Genomic DNA, 19,835 nt, shown 5'->3' with positions numbered 1-19,835 from the left:
CGGAGAACATTATGAAAAATTTAATACCAATAACGTTGTTAATGATCAGCGCGTTGAGCATAACGATATCGCCTGTCAGGGCTGAGCAACAAAAGTGGGGGTCAGACGTCATGCATGTTTCGCAGACTCAGTTACAGGCTGAGCATTGGCTGAAAAAGCTGCAGGGCTCTGAGCAAGTTCTGATGAGTGGCGCTCAAATTTCGTCGCATAATCGTGCGATGGTTGAGCATAACCGTTTTATAAGCGACCCTTTGTTAACCCATGAGGTACTCAGTGACAAACAACTCAAGGGTAAAATTCATTTAATCAGTAAGGTTCCCACAAGCGCGCGATATTATATTGATGGCCGAAAATTAACACCGAACGATTACGCAACATATCAAGACAATATGCAATTTACGTCCACAGAGCAGGGGCATAAAGTTGAGTACGGCCTTATCGTCAAACGGGCCGCTATGCGCACTTTTCCTACTGATGATCGCGTGCTCAATTCAGGTATGGACGCAGACCTAGACCGATTTCAAGAAAGTGCGTTATTTCCAGGTGATGCAGTCGCAATTTTAACCCGCAGCCAAGACAGCCAATGGGCGTTGGTGCAAGGGTTTAATTACCTAGCCTGGACACGCGTTGAGAACGTTGCCCTAGCCAGCAAGGAACAAGTACAGACATTTACTAAAGCGGCAGATTTTATCGTGGTAACAGGGGCTAAAGTATTCACGCAATATGTACCTGAGCAAGCTGCCGTATCTGAACAGCAATTAGACATGAGTGTACGCCTGCCATTAGTGACACAAAATGAAGTGCCGAACGCGTTGTATGGGCAAAATCCATACGCTAACTACGTGGTTTGGTTGCCTACCCGTACTACACAGGGACAATTAAGTTTACAAAAAGCCTTAATTGGCCGTAGTCAGGACGTCCATTTAGGCTATTTGCCTTTCACCAAAGCCAACGTGATAACCCAGGGATTCAAATTCTTAGGGGAACGTTATGGCTGGGGACATGATTTTAATGGCCGTGACTGCACGGGATTTGTGGGAGAAATATATCGCTCGTTCGGCATACTTATGCCACGCAATTCCGGTGATCAGGGTGGCACGGCTTACGGGATTGATCATCACTTTACCAAAACTACAGCATTGGCAGATAAACTCGCCGCCATCGAGCAACTAGAGGTAGGCGACCTGCTGTATATTCCTGGCCACGTTATGCTGTATTTAGGTGAAGAGAATGGGCAACCATTTGTTATTCATGATGTAAAAGGGTTGGCTTACTTCGACGATAAGAAGAGGCTTTATAAAGGAACATTAAACGGGGTTTCTGTTACGCCATTATTGCCCCTCAGATTATCAGTGAAAAACAGCTATGTTGATCGTCTATATAACATTAAGCGGATACGGTAGTTGTCCATGAGCGCACAATATTCAGGCTTTGATTGGTTGGTGTTTGCCGCATATGGGTTGTTATTGCTGGGGTCTGGTTGGTTTTTTAATCGGCGCTCCGCAAATAGTCAAGATTATTTCCGTGGTGGTAATGCCATGCCAGTGTGGGCGGTTGCTATATCAGTGTTGGCTACCTCGCAATCTGCGGCGACATTTCTAGGTGGACCCGATCAAGGCTATCGGGGGGATTTATCCTACTTAGCCACTAATTTGGGGGCCTTTGTAGCGGCTTTCTTTGTCGCGGCATTTTTGATCCCTAAGTTCTATCAATACAATGTGTATACCGTCTATGAGTTGCTTGAAGTACGTTTTGGGCCGAAAGCTAAGAAACAAGCCGGCTTGATGTACTTATGTGGTCGAGTGTTCGCTAGCGGTGCTCGTTTATATATGGCTGCTATTGCTGTTTCGATGATTTTATTTGCCGATATTCAAGCTTCCCATGTGATCACCGCGACGTGTATTTTAACCATTGCTGGTCTGCTATATACCGTTTATGGAGGCATTAAAACGGTGATTTATAGTGACGTGATCCAGTGCGGCGTATATGTAAGTGCAGCGGTGGCGGTTATTTACTGTTTAGTCAATGCGATACCAAGCGATCTATCTGCAGTCATAAATGTGTTGAATAATCCAGGGCCGGGGGAAGCATCGAAGTTAGCGTTATTCAAATTCGACTGGGATTTCAGTCCTAGTGGCGTTTTTAACATATGGTCGGTATTTACAGGATTTGTGTTGTTGAATATTGCCGCCTTTGGTTTAGATCAAGATATGACGCAACGAGTATTGACGTGTAAAAATGCCAAAGAAGGCAGTAAAGCGATGCTTTATTCCATCGTCATGGTCATCCCCATTATGCTGCTATTCATTGTAATTGGCTTGTTATTGTATATTTATTATCAGCGTCCAGACCTAATGCACAGTGGCGTCACAGGCGAAGTTTTACCTACATTTGAAGGCGAGCCCGTGACTATTTTTATGTACTACGTATTGAATCATATTCCCTCCGGAGTAAGGGCACTAGTAACTGTTGGCATAGTGGCTGCAGCGTTATCAACACTTAATTCCGGGCTGAATTCTATGGCTTCGGTATTGGTACAAGATATTTACGCTCCGTGGCAGAAAAGTAAGGGGAAAAGCCACAGCGATATGCATTATGTGGGAGCTGGTCGAGTCGCTATGGGCTTAGTGGCAGCATCATTAGGCGCCATGGCTTGTTTGTGTTTTTATTGGCAACAGTACACAGACACGCCATTATTACAGTTTGCATTGGGGGTCATGGTGTTCTCATATAGTGGCTTGTTAGGGGTTTACTTCACCGCAATATTTACCAAGCGGGGTAGCCCTGCCACGGTACTAGCAGCGCTTATATGTGGCTTTATGACTACGCTATTATTTCAACCATATGTAATGACACTGTATTTACCACAAGAATGGATTGTGCACATCGGATTCACTTGGCAACTGTGCATTGCTACTTTGGTTGCGACCTTAGTGTGTTTATCGACTAAGGGCAGCGACAACCTGATTTTTCAAGGACAGAAAATATGAATAACACAATTGAATATATTCTTGGTTTAGACGGAGGCGGCACTAAAACAGTGGCTCGCCTTGTCAATTTAAGTACGTCTATGCAATGGCAAGTGAGCGTGGGCCCATCGTCTCTGAGTAATGATTATTCATTAGCGCTAGCGAGTATTACCAATGCCTGTAGACAATTATTAGACGAAGCTGGATGTAAGTCGCAGCATGTTTCGGCAGTTTTTGGTCTCGCAGGAGCAGGTGACAGACAACTTGTTGCAAAGTTAGAACAAGATTTTCCCTTCGACTTTGCTTATCTGGATGTGGTGTCTGATGCTAAAACATCATTGTACGGTGCCAATGCAGGTCAACCCGTTGCAGTTGTTGCCTTAGGTACCGGATCAGTTGGCATGCGTATGGACCTTGATGGCACCGAAAAGATGATAGGTGGATGGGGATTTTGCATTGGAGATGAAGGTGGCGGTGCCAAACTAGGCTACCTAGCGGTGCAAAAATTATTATTAGAAATGGATATTAATGGCGTGGCAAAAAGCACCCTGAGTTTGTACGTAGCCAGTCAAGTTGGCTACAGTCGTCAAACTATCTTACAGTGGTTAGCGATGGCTAAACCTGCAGATTATGCGAAGCTTGCTCCGCATATATTTACCTTAAAAGATGACTGCATTGTAGCGTTAGAAGTGTTGACCGCTCACGCCAACATGATCGAAAAATTGATTAAACGAACCTGTGGTACAAGTAACTTACCCTTAGTCTTGATGGGCGGGTTAGCTGAACCGAGTAACGAATTACTCAGTACCACTTATCGTAATTTAATTATGCCAACTAAGGGGAATTCCCTAGATGGCGCTTGTTTGTTGGCGAAACAACTGTTTTCGCCTTCAGCGACTAACTAAGCGTAAGTAAAACCTTATGACTCAAGCAAATTTACTCAGTGAATTGAACACGATCGCCTCAGAGGGGCGTAACCAGGACACGCTCAATATCGATACCTTATCGACACTGGCGATCTTAGAAAAAATCAACCTTGAAGACTATAAGGTTGCCGCAGCGGTTAATGCTGTGTTGCCTAATATCGCGCTTGGAGTCGATACGATAGTTGAAAGCTTTACGCAAAAGGGACGTTTAATTTATATGGGCGCTGGCACCAGCGGGCGTTTAGGTATTCTAGATGCGGTTGAATGTATGCCGACCTTTAGCGTGCCACAGGGCATGGTAATCGGCCTTATTGCCGGTGGTGAAAAAGCGGTGACACATGCAGTTGAGGGGGCTGAAGATAATCGTGAGATGGCGGTGGATGATTTGAAGGCGATAGAGCTGAATTCAAAAGATGTGCTAGTGGGTATTGCTGCTAGTGGCCGTACACCCTACGTGGCCGCCGGACTTGAATATGCCAAGCAGTGCGGGGCAAAAACTATTGCTCTTAACTGCAGTGCCAAATCGTTAATTGGTCAGATAGCTGATATTGATATTTGCGCCCAGGTAGGCCCTGAAGTACTGACTGGCTCTACCCGCTTGAAATCAGGTACTGCCCAGAAGCTTATTCTCAATATGTTAAGCACGGCTAGTATGATCCGTATCGGTAAAACCTACCAAAACTTGATGGTTGACGTAAAAGCCAGCAATCAAAAGCTGTATGCCAGAGCGATACGTATTGTGATGCAGGCCACGGATTGCGATGAGCAAACCGCATCAGAGGCGCTGGTTCAAGCCAACAAAGAAGTAAAAGTTGCGATTTTGATGATCCTCACCAGTAGCAGCGTAGAGCAGGCCCGTGAGAAGTTGACCCAGCATAATGGCTACTTACGCCATGCTGTGTCTAAAGACAAATGATGAGAATATTACTTTTTATTGCGTTCGGAATATTGCTAAGCGCGTGTGCCAGCCAGTCCAATAAAGCAGTCACTGTTAGCGCCGGTATTAAAGTTGCTGCCGAGCGCCCTGATGCTTACTTAGCTCAGTTAAAAGGTCAGCGCGTAGGGCTACTGGTTAATCAAACATCTATGGTCGGTCAGGCGCACCTAGTGGACTATTTGATAAAGAACAATATAAACGTAGCGCGTATATTTGCCCCTGAGCATGGTTTTCGTGGTGATCATGATGCAGGAGCTCACGTAAACAGTGAGATTGATGCTAAAACGGGGATCCCAATTACCTCGATTTATGGGAAATTTAAAAAACCTCCGATTGAAATGCTGAAACAGCTTGATGTGGTGGTATTTGATATTCAGGACGTAGGGGTGCGTTTTTACACCTACATTAGCTCGATGCATTACATGATGGAAGCAGCTGCAGAGGCAGGTATACGTTTTATGGTATTGGATCGTCCAAATCCAAACGGTCGCTTTACCGATGGGCCGATCCTTGAACCTGAGTTTCGTTCATTTGTGGGCATGCACCCTATCCCTGTCTTGCACGGTATGACGGTGGCTGAACTGGCTCTTATGATTAAAGGTGAAAAGTGGATAAATCAAGCGCAGAGCCTTGATTTAGTGACCATACCTGTGGCCAATTATACGCGAGATATGCCCTATTCATTGCCTGTCGCCCCGAGCCCCAATTTACCTAATGATCAGGCGATAGGTTTGTACCCCAGTTTGTGCTTTTTTGAAGCAACGCCCATTAGTGTTGGGCGAGGGACCGACTTTCCTTTTCAAGTATTTGCTTTCAATGAGATTGCGCTAGGGGCATTTGAATTTAGCCCTGAATCTCGCCCCGGCAGTGCATTGCACCCTAAACTCGAAGGCAAAATACTCCATGGCGTAGATTTACGCGAAAGTCCACAAAGAGGGTTAGATGTAAACTGGCTAATTACGGCCCAAGCACAATTTGCCAAGCGTGGCATGAGGCTGTTTGACCGAGCAAATTTTATGGACAAACTGGCAGGCACCGATCGTATGCGCAAAGCAATTGAAGCAGGTCAAAGCGCAGAGCAAATAAAGCAAAGTTGGCAGGCTGGGCTCGATGAGTTTAAAGTGCAACGTCAGCCTTATTTGCTCTATAAATAAGTGCCCTCCAATGCTTGAAGAGTCTGACACTACTGCGTTTACTGGGGCTGCATACACCCGCTTACCATCGAAAATGGTTTTCATGACTTGTATATCAGCAATCGTCTTAGGTAAAACCTGACGAGGATCCGCTGACAGTTGGAGCATGTCAGCACGCTGATTTCTCCCAAGTGTGCGGTGTCTGTCCATTGCTAGCTGATTTCCTGTGGTATAGAAAAATCACGATCTATTATCGCCTAACTCACAAGTTGTGACGGCGAGCAAAGTGTAAATGCGCTATATCAGGGAGATCGAAAGTCCAATTATGTGCAAACAAAGGTAAAGTTATCAGACAACTACTCTGCTGTGTGGTTAAATACGGCGATTTCACCTGTGTAGCAGGTAAAACTTATTTTGTTAAAACCGATTACCGAGGGCGTCATGGCATCACCCAAATTTCACAATACTTTTAGGCAATATCACAGATGGTTGGGGTTTTTCCTCGCGGGCATTATGTCGGTTTACGCAGTGAGCGGTATTTTACTGATCTTTCGCAGTACTGACTTTATGAAATTCGAGTACACCACGCAGCACACCTTAGCTGCTCAGCTTGATCCTCAGGCATTGGAGAAAGCGTTGCATGTAAAAGGGTTTAAAGTCACCGGCGAAGATGCCAGCGAAGTACGCTTTAATTATGGTGTTTATAATAAAGATACCGGTGAAGCTATGGTGACCAAAGATGATTATCCATTGGTGTTGGGGAAATTAGTCAATTTACACAAAGCCACAACCAACAGCCCTTTATTTATCTTAAATATTACCTTTGGCATCGTGCTGTTGTTTTTTGTGGTATCTGCATTTTTGATGTTTATGCCCAAGGCCAAAGTGTTCAAAAATAGCATTAAAATCGCTGGGATAGGTTTTATATTTGCGTTGTTGGTGGTGGTATTTGGTTCATAGCGCCTAGTGGGGCCGTGAGATGAATTACAGCAATTAAAAAGGCCTCAATTGAGGCCTTTTTAATGTGTTATTTTCTACTGAGATAAAGGGCGATTACATCGCGTATGAAAGCGTTATATAGCCAAAGCGACCAATGTTTTCATAAGCACCTGTCTTCTCGCCTGTTCCGGTTGTTCCGTAAGGAAGTTCACGGTTGAACACGTTATCTACGCCGACTGTTAGTGATAAGCCATTTTCAAATGCATAGCCTACAGTGACGTCAGAAACTGCGTATGAGCCATATTCCATCAAGGTGCTACGGTTAGGATTAACCGCAAGCTCTTGGTTATCAAAGATGCTTACACGCTCTAAATAACGAGTTTTGATACCGGCTTGCCATGCATCAACCATATAGTTCACGCTTACCATACCTTGCCACTCTGATTCGCCTGCAGTACCTGCATATTCAACATAGTCAGAGGTATCTTCTTGGAACGGATATTCTTTACGCTCAATAAGGTAAGTACCGATTAGGTTAGTTTTGAATGACCCGCCAAACGCATCAAAGTCATAACCAAGTTCGAAATCCACACCCGCAGCATCTTGACCTGAAAGGTTAAGGGCAAAGCTTCTGATTTGTGAAATTTCACCGCTTGCATCACGGGAGATAAGCGAGCAGTAATCATTGCTCACACCGCTAGTGTTATCGACACAACGATCAAGAATGGTTTGAGAGTCTACTGAAGAAATGGCGTTAGTCAGCTCAATTTTCCAGTAATCTACTGTGGCAACAAAGCCTTCAAGGTAAGACGGCTGATAAACCACGCCCACAGTGGTACTTTTTGATTCTTCAGCGCGAAGGTTAATGTTTCCGCCTTGCTCGCCTTCAATAGTTGCTTGATCGTAATCTGAATCAAATTCAGTTGGCACACCTAAAGCGGCACAGTTCGTGGTACGTGTCGATGCGTCAGCCAGTTGACCTAACTCAGAGGTTTTACAAGGATCGTCGATGCTGAAAAACGTCTGGCTTGCTTCACCAAACAATTCGCTGATGTTAGGTGCGCGCAGGGCTGATGAGTGGGTAGAACGAATACGTAAGTCATCATACACTTGCCAATCTAGGCCTAACTTCCAGCTTTTTGCATTGCCGATAGTGCTGTAATCTGCAATACGTAGTGCGGTTTCAAAATTCAGATCTTGAATGCCTGGCAAGTCAGCCAACAAGGGGACTGAGAACTCTACATAGGCTTCTTTAACATCGAAATCCCCCTTGTCTTCGCCTAATACGTTGAAGAAAGTTCCTTCGGCGTTGTCTGGCTCTTCAATTTCACTTTCTTCTTTGCGGTATTCAATACCTGCAGCAAAACCCACATAACCTGCTGGTAATTCATAAATACCAGAGTTGTTTACCGAGCCGCCTACAACCGTTTGAGTGATGGTGCTGTTACCAACAGAGGTGGTGTTAACGTAGTTACGAGCGGCTTCGCTTGGCGCGCCGTCACCTAATAAGTTCAATGGTACACAACCTGCTGCTTGAGCTGCCGTGTCACGACACACAATGGAACCGTCATCAGCTGCAACAGCATCTACTGCGTTATAAAAGTTAGCGAGTACTAGGTTGTTCTTGTTTGCACGCGCAAGCTTGGTTTCACCGCGAGTAATGTAAGTTTCAAAACCCCAATCATCGTTGATATAACCTTCAAGACCGGCAACAAATGCTGTGGTTTCACGCTCATCATCTTCTGTACGCCGGCCAACATCGGTCAACATACGGTCGATAGTAATTTTAGTAAGATTATTTGCACCCATTAGAGCGCGTAAGTCCTCGCCTGCGTAAGGGTTATCGTTTTGGATAGTGATCGCATCTGCGTCGCTTTCAAAGAAGAAAAACGCAGGCTGAGCAATATTAGTAGAGCGCGTTCGAGCGTACTTGCCTTCCACATAACCACGAATGTTGTCGGTTAGGTCGTAGCTCAACTTAAGGTTATAGTTAGTACGGTCAAACTCAGGTTGAAGCTCGGTGAACTGATTCAAGTTGATAAAATCACAATCCTCACAGGCAATACCATCAACGTTATCGCCAAGGTATACATCACGTACTGAGCCGTTCGGGTTAAATGAGTAGTAATCATCCCCTATCGCAAAGGTACCTGCGTTGCTGAGTGCGTAAATACCCGCATTTGGGGTATAAATATCATCTGGGAACGCTAAAGAATCTTTATTTTCATCAGTTTGCGCGTTGTTTGTTAAATTACGGTATGAAGTGGACGTCCACGGGTTATCAAGGGCGTTCAGGCTTTCTTGGCTGCTATGCTCAACCGAGAAGGCGATGTTACCGCGATCATCGTTGAAGTTAGTACCGTAAGAGAATGAATACTTATCGTTACTGTAATCATGGTTATCGGCATAGCCTTTAGTGGCGCTGACTTGCAGGCCTTCAATTTTGTCTTTAAGAATAAAGTTAACCACACCGGTTACTGCGTCAGCTCCGTAAACAGCTGATGCGCCGCCAGTGATGATTTCAACGCGTTCGATCCAGCTGGTAGGGATGGTGTTGGTATCTACCGAAGAGGTGCCCGCACTGCTTGCGACGTGGCGCTTGCCATTAACCAATACTAGGGTTCGTTCAGTGCCCATTCCACGTAAATCAAGAAGGCTCAAACCTGCCGTACCAATAAACTGGCCAGAGTTTGATAAAGAGTAAGTACTCGCTAATGCGGGCAGTTCGTTCAACGCTTCACCGATATTCATGGCGCCAGTATTAAGTAAACTTTCGCCACTAAGCACTGTCACAGGTGAAGGGGCAATGGCGCCTTCACGTAAAATGCGAGAACCTGTAATCTGAATTTTTTCTACTGTGTCTGCGTTTTGCGAATTCTCGCTTTGCTGAGCTAAAGCACTGTTGGTCATAGCAATGGTGCTACCTAACAACGCAACCTTAACGGCGTGAGTGATTTTGTTCATAAGTGTCCCTGAAGAGGTATCTATTAGAAAATAAGGAATCTATCTGCTATAAGTGCAGATTGCAGCGGATTGTATTGGTGATAAGGTGATATTTCAAACAAATATAGCGTAAATATTTTGTTAAATAGTGTTAATAACTTTTAAATTGGTTGTGGATTGCCCGTTTATTGTTTGCAGTTTGTACAAATAGAGTGACTTTTGAACGTGTAATACTGACGAGGGTAGCGGTAGATGGGAAATATGTTTAGTTACATCAGTTAGTTATACTAAGCAGGCGAGGGGGCAAGGCTAAGAACTGACTAATTGAAGCGAATAAGCGGCGAAAATATACGTTTTGCGCCGATTTTATTCAGAGGATTGCCGAAAGTCACTGACAACTGAGTTAGTTTTTTCCAATAATTGCCTGCCTTGCCGTGATGACTGGGTAATCGCAATAAATAGTATGTCGATAATAAACTCTTGGGCGGTACGGGCTAAAATTGACGATAAGCGTGCCGATTCTTCTTCAGCCACTGAATACAGTTTAATGTCAGCCAAATCTGATACGGGTGTTGGACCATAGCGCGTTACAGTAATGACTTTGCATTTATTCTGCTTAGCCTGCTTAACTACATTTACAATTTCTCGTGTGCTACCGGATTCACTAATGGCAAACACTAAATCTTGTTCTGATAATGTGGCCGCGAAAGCCAGTTGAGCATGCATATCAGGTTCTTCAATGGCCAACATGCCCAGTTTTTGTAGCTTGTATGAAAAATCTTTACCTACCAACGCTGAACCGCCTAAGCCGCAAATAAGAATGCGTTTAGCTGATTTAAGCAGCTCTACCGCTTGATGAAAGGCGGCTTCTTCATTTAGATTTTTAGTTTCGTTTAATACCGCTACTTTACTGCTTAATAGTTTTTCAGATACTTGGCGAAAGCTGTCATTTAAGGTGATTTTACCGTGTAAGTTAGCGTCGCCTGTATTAGCATTTAAGGCATCAATGACCCCGAGTTTAAAGGCAGGATAACCTTTATACCCTAGCTTTTGCGAAAATTTTACTACGCTTGATTGACTTACGCCGACCACATTGGCCAGTTCTTGAGAGGAGAGATCACGCACCGCATTGGACGAGCTAAGCACGAATTTAGCGAGCTTAAGTTCGCTGTTAGAAAGGGTATCTTTAATGGCTTTTATTTTTGTGAAAGTAGACATTAAGCAACTCTGAGTAATAATTTATTATTTAGTTTACCGTAATTTTAGTAACTTACGTACAAAACCTAACAAAAAGGAAGAGCAATAAGGTTACCGTTAAAGCGAATAATGTTCAATTTAAGGAACATAAATTATTCATATGCTTTTTGCAGTAATTAATATAATAATTATCTTGAAAAAACCGACTATTCTGACATGTTTTTAGAGCAGTTTAGGTCGCTTTGCAACCTAAAATCGATCACTGACTACGGTTCCATCAAACTTAATACACTGTTGAACGCGTTGTTTTTGTACGTCGGACAATGAATCAATGTCGAAATAGGCATATTCACTGTGCTCGTCGCTCAAGGTAATTTTATGCTCAATTAATCGCACCTTAAAAATACAAGCCTGCGAATTAAAGGCACTGTGATAATACACTCCGGACAAATATTCGATGCTCACACTGGCGCCTAATTCTTCATGGCATTCCCGCAACAAAGCCTGATGAATGGTTTCCCCGGGCTCTAATGCACCACCGGGCAAACCCCAAGAGCAGTCTCCATAGGTCGCTTTTAGCAACAATACTTGTCCGGCGTCATTAAAAATAACGCCGTGACTGCTGATACGAAAGGTATCGTTAAATGCCATACCCACCCCTGTTACTCGGTCTCGTTCAACTTAGCGAATATCAGCTCAGGTGTATAAAGACCGTTTATTGATTAAATTATTTCGGGCGTTTAATCGATACTGACCGGTAATGTGCCAGTAGCATGTTTTGGACCCATTAATATGTCCGCTATGGCACGATAAATCGGTCCCTGATAGCTAACATAACTTTGTCCGTTACTATCAACGCTTTCTACAGTTTGCGTGTTATAAGCAAAACTGGCAATGATGCCATCTACATCGCTTGCGTACTGTTTTACCTTGTATGGGGTGCGCATGCTAATTAGCAACGAAGTTTGTTGAGGCAGAGTGCTTTTAATCAACGTGAGCAGCTTTGCATCTAATTGGTCTTTATTGGGACGTAGACGCCAGTCGTTGATGTCGTCCATACCACCCATTTCAACTAAACTTTGCTGGGGGGTAATATCACTAAAAATGACCATTTGAGCGAGATGTTGTAATGCCAAAATGTCTTTTGAGTTGTCGCTGGTTAAGCTAGAGCAAGTGATAGTTTTTGTTGTGTTTAGGGTTTTTATCGTTTGCTGCAGTGCACTGGTTAAGGCAATACACTTACTGTTATCAGGCATGGTGATATGAATTCGTTGAATGCTTTCTCGAATAGGCCAGACATTTTGGTTTTTAATGGCTACGATCGAGTTGTCGGCAAGTGCTTGCTCAGCTTGTAAATTCGCTGGCGCGGCCAAAACCGTTTGTGCGTAATCAATCGCTTTCGTTATATCAATATCAGCAGATTCAGACTGAATATAGCTCTGTTTCAATGTATTAATCCGAGCGACAGATTGCTCCACTTCTTCAATCGATAATTGCCCTTTTTGAATTGCATAGGCAACATCAAATATCAGCTTCTTAAGCTTAGGAATATCGCTCGGTGAGCGAACGGCTATTGGCATAAGCGCAATATCGCTGCCGGCTTTGAATGTTTGTATCACCGCCTCTGTTGGTGCGTAGAAATGAGCGATCGCCGCCATGTCTAACGCGTCAGTGATGATCACGCCTTTGAACGCCATTTTATCGCGCAATAAGTCCGTTAAAATCACGCGAGACATAGTGGCGGGCAAAATGGTGCGGCTACCATCAGTCGCATTAAATACCGCGTTATCGAGGGCTGGGTATTGAATATGAGCGGTCATGATCATACCGGGCTCGCCGTTATCAATGGCATATTGAAATGGCGCTAAATCGACCGCTTCTATCTTACTGATATCATGCTCGACAAGCGGTAAGCCTGAATGACTGTCGGTGCTAGTATCACCATGTCCAGGGAAATGCTTAAGGGCGGAAATAATGCCGTTACTTTGCATAGCCTGCATTTGCGCTAAGCCCAGTTCAGCGACTATCTGCGGATTCTCGCCAAATGAGCGCACATTAATAACAGGATTTTCTGGATTGACGTTTACATCTACTGTTGGCGCAAAATTAAGATTAAAGCCTAATACTGCCAGTTCTTTCGCGATGACTTCTCCGCTGATCTTTGCGAAATGCGTGCCATGTAGCGGGTAGGTTGCTCCGATAGCCATATTACCACTGAAAGCTGTGCTGATATTCTGTGGAATGCGCACCACACGACCGCCTTCCTGATCGATTGAAATAAACAGTGGCTTGTGCCCGCCTTGGGCCGCAGCGGCTTGTAAGTCACGATTTAACCGAATCATCTGCTCGGTATCAACCAAGTTATTGGCAAACAAGATGATGCCGCCCACCCCAGTATCGCTAATCATATTTTTTAGCGATTTTGGTAAAGCAGTGACAGGCGTGGTGCATTTTTTAGCGTGTTTACTATGGGTTACATTAGGGCAAAAGTAACGTATGTCTAACATTAACTTTTGCGCCACTAAGGCTTCAAGTTTAGGGTCGACAGTCGGGTGACTGACGCAGGAAATACAACTGAAAATTAGCAAACTCACTACACTAAAACGCAACGGCTTAACGCCCATGATTCACTCCTGAAAATAAAGAGACGCTCTTAATTTGCGTCCTATAAAATAAAATTAACCCAAAAAAATCCCCGCATAAGCGGGGATAAAAAAACAACTACCTGTATTCGCTAAGGCTAGTCGTTAAGTTGGACTAGTAATTCAAACTAACCGAAAGTTGAATACGGCGAGGATTTATCAAATCTTGCGATTGACCGAAAGTGGCACTAGAAACGATAGGTTGAGTGTTATAACCCGTCTGTCTGTCGAAGACGTTAAATACATCGGCTTTAAACTTCAGCTCCAAATCTTCGGTAATGTTGAAGGCCTGTGCGTAGTTCAAGTCTAACTGCCAATGACTTGATTCACGACGACTACCAGCAGGTTCAGCATAACGAATCGTTGAGCTAGAATAACCGTAAACTCCGCCATCCCATGCTTCCCATACATCGCCTGATTGATATACAAAGTTGAAACCGATGTCAGCATTCCAATCCGTTGTATAGTAACCCAATGCTTTTAATACGTGAGGCTTGTCACCGTTTAAGGTACCTGACTTGCCATCCCACAACATACGTCCACGGCCATCACCTAAGTTAGATGAACCAACAAACAAGTTACCGTCAGAAGCTGTGCTGGTAATGTCTTGGTCATAGTTGCCGAAGTAATGACTCCATACATAAGAAACGTTCAAGTAGAAGTTATCGCCAGTGTAGTCACCTTCAACGCTCCACTCGTAGTAAGTATTTTCTGCACCATCGAGTTCGGCAATTACATAGCTACCATCACTTGCCGACAGTCCCATACTTGCGTATTGCTCCGCTAAGTCTGGAATAAACAGGCCTTTGTCACGTAAGTTCTCTGGCACGCCACCAAAAGGACCATAGTCGCCGTAGGTGCGGGCATTGTTAGGCTGATCTTCCCATGCATGGAAGGCTTTACGTTGACGTACATGAGTACGAACAAAGAATTCATTTGATACGTATTTGGTCATACCAATTGTGATTTCATCGGTACGACGTGCATCCATGTCATCTTGGAATAATTTACCAGATGAGCCATTCGCTTCAGTGTTACCAATAAAGGCACCTTCTGCATCAAAGTAAACTACTTGGGTTGATTGATTGTTACGATCCCATGATGCTGCGCGCGCCAAAGAAGTCGTATCAGGGTTATAGCTAGCGAAGTTGGCAAACACACTATCGCGACCGTTATACGCCCATGTAACACCTAATCTTGGTTGGATCATATCCATAAAATCAAGTTCATACATTTTGTACTTGTTGCCAGGTGCGACTTCGTAGCCAGATGCATTTGCCGAGTTTTCTCTTAAGCCTTGTCCGTACAGCGTATCGTTACTGAACAAGAAACCGACGTTATAAGTGAAATCTCCATGCTCAATCGTATCGTTGACTTCAATGTTGATAACTTCGGATGTTGAAGTAAGTGGGTTTAAGTTTTCATCACCATTTAAGCTATTTGAGTAAACCGTTGCGCTGTAATAAATCGCTTCGTCACTTACAAAATCGGTATCAACGTTTAATCCGCCGTTATAACTGATTGACCCCCAACCATTTGAAAGGCGAGTAAGGACTTCTTCGCTCTCTTTCCACTGACCACCGATATGAATATTATGAACGGTATTACCCAGTTCCATTTCGTGGTCAAGGGCAACTTCAAAGCTCTTACGAGAGAAATCTTGGTTATTGATAAGAGATGCGCCACCGATGTTACCACCGCCTGTAAGCACTCCTGCCTCATCGGTATAGCCGTAAGCGTTGATCAGTGCTTGCGCTGTTTCTGCATCAAAACCTTCATCAGTTTTAATGTTAGGTACAGTGAATAGACCTAGTTGGTCAAGGCTATTCAAATCAATCGATCCACCAATAGACGGAATCACGCCTGAAAAATTGGTGTCAGGACGACTAGAGTTTTCGTTTTTAAAGTCACTGTATTGGAAGGTTAACGTGGTGTAGTCATCAATAATATATGAACCATCAACAGTAAAGATATCTTGCGATACCGAGCTACCTTCAGAAGTGGAGTCTGCGGCCTTTGTATCAACAGAATCACCTACGACATCTTTATCCGATGTTCTGTAGCTGACGTTAAATAAAAGATCTTCAGTGGGAGCCCAGGTTAATTTACCGAAGTATTCATCACGGTCACTTTTATATTGCTTAGTCGGGCCGTAAGCCGTTTCTTTGTTGTCACGTGTTATTTCTGGGCCAAAGTATGAACCGTAGAAATACAATTCATCTTCAATCAAAGCGCCGCTTACATTTGCACTCATCCATGTTTTATCTTCATCGAAGTTTGCATCCGTACCTTCGGTGGTATCACGGTCGGCAGATAAGCTAGCGGGCTCAATACGATATTCTACGCTGGCGTGAAATTCGTTGGTACCTGACTTAGATAAGGTATTGATTGATAAACCGCCAGCGCGATTGAAGCCGATTGCTTTTGCGCCCCCACGATCAATCGATACAAAGGCAATATCTTGAGTTGATGGCTCAGATGCAAGGTTGCCGTACATAGGTAACGATACGTCTACGCCATCATAACCATATTTGTTGTCACGACCTGAACCGCCAGCTGATGGACCAAGGGTGGCATTCTCTGAATACTGCACACCCGGAATGATAGCCAACAAAGAGCGATAGTCTTGACCGATTGGTACGCGAGATAAAACATCCTCGCCCAAAGAATTGGTTAATGAAGAATCCCCTTCACGACTGATACGAGAGCCAATAATTTGAATCACTTCAGTGCTATCGGTAGGAGCGGCCTCGAACGCAACATCCACATTTGATGTCTGATCTAATAATACATCGACCTGAGTTTGTCGAACCGTGCCGTCAGCAGAGGTAAAGGTCAGGGTGTATTTACCGGGTTTAAGTGCAGGTAATACATAACTACCATCTGCTTTTGTTTTAACCGTTCTAGGTTTTGGCATCACGTTACTTGAAGCGGTGACTGTTACATCGTTAACCGAAATATCAGTTGCTTGGGTCTCGACTTTACCCTTGATGCCGCCTGCTTGTTGAGCCATAGCGGCTGGTGCGCAAGCTAATGAGCCCGCCAGTAGTACGGCTGATAATGCTGTAGCACGATTGGTCCATGCACTTTGCATGGCGCGGTGTATACGCTGTTGTATAAAATTAGTAGTTCGTGTTGCCATGTGTTCACCTATTTGTTGCTTGTGCTTTTTTATTTGAGGACGACGACTCATAAGCCTTCATAAAGTTTTTTTATTATTCTTATCTGTGCATTTAACAAACAATATTGGCTAGCGTCAAGAATAATATGTTCTTTAATGTTGCATTCTTAGTAATAATTTATCTATATCTGGTTATATAAATTAACCTTACTTTCCCAGGCAGCCACGCCATTCTTGAGTCTCGACTAGGATGTACTGGTATGTTTTATTACCTCTGTGTAGGTTTGCTAAATTCATATTGATTATTCTGCAGTGGCTTTTTTTCGGTGGTTATTCCTTGAGTACAGGGACGTCCGATGCACAGAAGAAAGCATTAATGGCTTATTGACTAAATTTAGCGCAATAAGTAATGGAATTATTATTCTAATTATTTATCATGACTGTAATTAATTATTCTTTTTGGTGATCTGGTAGATGTTAGGGCAACGGGATATCCTGAGTGTTATGAAAAAACTTATAGTGAATTGGCAGCGTTTTGTATTGATTTGCACCTTAACGGTGGGCATCGTCAGTTGTGCAACCTTGCCGATTAATGCGTTGCCGTCCCATAATTTTGGTTATCGAGTGAAATTCTTAGTAATGCATTTCACTGCTATCGATTATCAAAATTCGGTTGATGCATTAGTCGATGAGGGCGGCCTTAGTGCGCATTATCTTATTCCTGAATCAAACGATGCTAGTTATCCCCATTCTTCTTTGGAAATTTTGAAACTGGTTGACGAGAATAAACGTGCTTGGCATGCGGGCAATAGTTTTTGGCAGGGGCGAAGAGAATTAAATGATTCTTCCATCGGTATTGAAATAGTTAATGTGCCCGAGTGTCACTGGGATAAACAAGCTACTAATAAGACAAAAACAGAACATAGCGATAATCGCCTATGTGTATTTCCTGATTATGATCCTAAACAAATTGAACTGTTGATTGCGCTTAGTAAGGATATTCTCCAGCGTAATCCTGATATTTCACCCACGCGGATTGTTGGCCATTCGGATATTGCCCCTGCGCGCAAGAATGATCCAGGACCGCGGTTTCCTTGGCATGAGCTTTATAAAGCAGGAATAGGGGCTTGGTACGACAACGACACATTGGACGAATATTGGCAACGTTTCACACTATATCAGCCGAATATCGGTCTGGTGCAAAGCGCTTTGCGTACTTACGGTTATGATATTTTAGAGACTGGGATAGTTGATGATCAGACCCATGATGTGGTCAGTGCCTTTCAAATGCATTTTCTACCTTGGCAGGTTACCGGCCAAATCGATAGTAAAACCGCCGCGGCGGTATTTGCTCTACTCGATAAATATTTTGCGTATAAAGCTAAAACATTGATGGCACGTTATATAGAGGAACAATCGTCAGGGGCATCAAATGAAGCATCATTTCAAGACATACCTAAGCACGGTCAGGTTGATCAGATTTTTCCAATGCAAGAACGCAGTACGCGCGTGCTAGTGAATGATCGCGAGCGTTTTAAGAGCTACCAAGGGCGCGGCGATATTATAATCAGTAGCTTGAACGCTAAGCAGGCTGATATATACGTGAACGGCCAAAAGCTGAATATAACCCAGCCTTTTACTAACGATGAGCGTTATCAATATAGCCTTAAACGTCGCACCCAGGACGGTATTAATACCTTGCGGGTAGATAATGTGCTGCCTGAGGGGAGCAATTTACAAGTGACCATACCTTTTCCTCGGTTAGTCGATAACAGTGCTAAATATCAAACGAGTTTTAAGCAGGTTGATGCATTGATCGAGCAAGATGTAGCGGATGACTTTCCAGGAGCCGTGCTATTGGTAGTCAAAGATGGGCAAATTATAAAACGCAGCGCTTATGGATATGCCCGCAAATATGACGACAGTGGCGAATTGCTCAGTCAGCCTGCAAAAATGCGTATTGGTACGCTGTTTGATATTGCTTCTAATACCAAGATGTTTGCCACCAATTTAGCCTTAATGAAACTGGCCAGTGAAGGCAAGTTGAACGTGAATTTAGCAATACAGCATTATTTACCTGATTATAAAGGTGCTGGCCGCGAAACCCGATTAGTACGTGACTTGCTCACGCATACTGCAGGTTATGCCCCTCAGGTGCGTTTTTTCACCCCAGATAATGAACTGGGTAAAAGCCTATATTCACAGGATGCTAAACGAACGGATCAATTGCTGTTAAATCGCGTGCCGTTTGCTATGGGGCGGAACGTGAAGGCCGTATACAGCGATACAGATTATATGTTGCTTGGTATGTTGGTCGAACGCATCACCGGCATGGGATTAGATGCCTATGTTGAGAATCAGATTTACCGACCTTTAGGGTTGAGCAATACCTTGTTTAATCCATTACGCAAAGGACGTGCGAAAGGCGAGTTTGCCGCCACTGAAATTCAGGGCAATAGCCGTGGCGGGCGAGTGAGTTTTAACAATATGCGTCAATACGTTTTACAAGGTGAAGTGCATGATGAAAAAGCCTTTTATTCACTCGATGGTGTTGCTGGGCACGCAGGGTTATTCTCAACCGTTGACGACTTAGCCGTACTCGGACAATTACTTCTTAACGGTGGTGGTTATGGCGAAACAGAGGTATTCGAAGAAGCCGTTTTACAGCAATTCATTAAGCCCGAAGAACATGATGACAGTTTTGGTTTGGGTTGGCGCCGAGCCGGCCATGGTCAGAATAAATGGCACTTTGGACCTTATGCCAGCGCTCAAGCTTATGGGCATACCGGCTGGACCGGTACCGTATCTGTTATCGACCCAGAATATGATTTAGCTATATTTTTGCTGACTAATGCTAGGCACTCAAAAGTACAAGAGGACAGCAATGGGCATTTAGAGTTCGCGGGCAAAACCTTCGAAACAGGTAAGTACGGCAGTGTTATTAGCTTAGTGTATGAAGCGATTCTGAATGGCGAGTAACATAAATGTCGCTGCTTAACCTGATACAAACTGAATTTAAGGCAAACAA

The 19,835-nt window shown here is 43.9% G+C and carries 12 protein-coding genes; 7 read left to right on the top strand and 5 right to left on the bottom strand.

Annotated features, from left to right (window positions below; all coding sequences use genetic code 11):
• Positions 1-11 precede the first annotated feature (11 nt).
• The 6 genes from GQR89_RS19025 (at position 12) to GQR89_RS19000 (ending at position 6,925) form a co-directional block, all read left to right on the top strand.
• The gene (locus GQR89_RS19025) at positions 12-1,403 is read left to right on the top strand and encodes an NlpC/P60 family protein (RefSeq protein ID WP_158771583.1); all 1,392 of its coding nucleotides are present in this window, start codon (positions 12-14) and stop codon (positions 1,401-1,403) included.
• Between the two features lie 6 nt (positions 1,404-1,409).
• A complete protein-coding gene (locus GQR89_RS19020) occupies positions 1,410-2,990 on the top strand; it encodes a sodium:solute symporter (protein ID WP_158771581.1) in 1,581 nt (526 codons plus the stop codon).
• A complete protein-coding gene (locus tag GQR89_RS19015; RefSeq protein ID WP_158771579.1) occupies positions 2,987-3,874 on the top strand; it encodes a BadF/BadG/BcrA/BcrD ATPase family protein in 888 nt (295 codons plus the stop codon). Before GQR89_RS19020 ends, GQR89_RS19015 begins: the two co-directional genes overlap by 4 nt.
• Positions 3,875-3,890: 16 nt before the next feature.
• Positions 3,891-4,811: an N-acetylmuramic acid 6-phosphate etherase gene (gene murQ, locus GQR89_RS19010; protein WP_158771577.1), complete on the top strand. Its 921-nt coding sequence runs from the start codon at positions 3,891-3,893 to the stop codon at positions 4,809-4,811.
• On the top strand, positions 4,811-5,986 hold the full coding sequence (locus GQR89_RS19005; RefSeq protein WP_158771576.1) for an exo-beta-N-acetylmuramidase NamZ domain-containing protein: 1,176 nt from the start codon (positions 4,811-4,813) through the stop codon (positions 5,984-5,986). The genes murQ and GQR89_RS19005 overlap by 1 nt, the downstream gene beginning before the upstream one ends.
• A gap of 420 nt (positions 5,987-6,406) precedes the next feature.
• Positions 6,407-6,925, top strand: a complete 519-nt coding sequence (locus tag GQR89_RS19000) for a PepSY domain-containing protein (protein WP_158771574.1) — start codon at positions 6,407-6,409, stop codon at positions 6,923-6,925.
• A gap of 93 nt (positions 6,926-7,018) precedes the next feature.
• Here GQR89_RS19000 and GQR89_RS18995 read toward each other — a convergent pair whose 3' ends face one another.
• The 5 genes from GQR89_RS18995 to GQR89_RS18975 all read right to left on the bottom strand — a co-directional run bounded on the left by GQR89_RS18995 (position 7,019) and on the right by GQR89_RS18975 (position 16,828).
• A complete protein-coding gene (locus GQR89_RS18995; RefSeq protein WP_158771572.1) occupies positions 7,019-9,868 on the bottom strand; it encodes a TonB-dependent receptor domain-containing protein in 2,850 nt (949 codons plus the stop codon).
• A 345-nt stretch (positions 9,869-10,213) separates the two neighbouring features.
• Positions 10,214-11,065 (bottom strand): SIS domain-containing protein, encoded by an 852-nt coding sequence (locus GQR89_RS18990; protein WP_158771570.1) that lies wholly within the window; start codon positions 11,063-11,065, stop codon positions 10,214-10,216.
• Positions 11,066-11,293: 228 nt separating this feature from the next.
• On the bottom strand, positions 11,294-11,695 hold the full coding sequence (locus GQR89_RS18985; RefSeq protein ID WP_158771568.1) for an NUDIX hydrolase: 402 nt from the start codon (positions 11,693-11,695) through the stop codon (positions 11,294-11,296).
• 89 nt (positions 11,696-11,784) lie between these two features.
• Positions 11,785-13,668 carry a glycoside hydrolase family 3 protein gene (locus tag GQR89_RS18980; protein WP_158771566.1) on the bottom strand — a complete coding sequence of 628 codons (1,884 nt, stop codon included), beginning with the start codon at positions 13,666-13,668 and terminating at the stop codon, positions 11,785-11,787.
• A gap of 133 nt (positions 13,669-13,801) precedes the next feature.
• Positions 13,802-16,828, bottom strand: a complete 3,027-nt coding sequence (locus GQR89_RS18975; RefSeq protein ID WP_233269022.1) for a TonB-dependent receptor — start codon at positions 16,826-16,828, stop codon at positions 13,802-13,804.
• 483 nt (positions 16,829-17,311) lie between these two features.
• Between GQR89_RS18975 and pbp4b the strand changes: the two genes are divergently transcribed.
• Complete coding sequence (gene pbp4b, locus GQR89_RS18970; protein WP_158771562.1) at positions 17,312-19,786, top strand: penicillin binding protein PBP4B; 2,475 nt, start codon at positions 17,312-17,314, stop codon at positions 19,784-19,786.
• Positions 19,787-19,835: the final 49 nt, after the last annotated feature.

Source organism: Paraglaciecola sp. L1A13 (assembly GCF_009796745.1).
In the GTDB taxonomy this organism is placed as follows: Bacteria; Pseudomonadota; Gammaproteobacteria; order Enterobacterales; family Alteromonadaceae; genus Paraglaciecola.
Note: the sequence above shows the minus strand (reverse complement) of the source record. Positions and strands in the feature narration are given on the sequence as shown.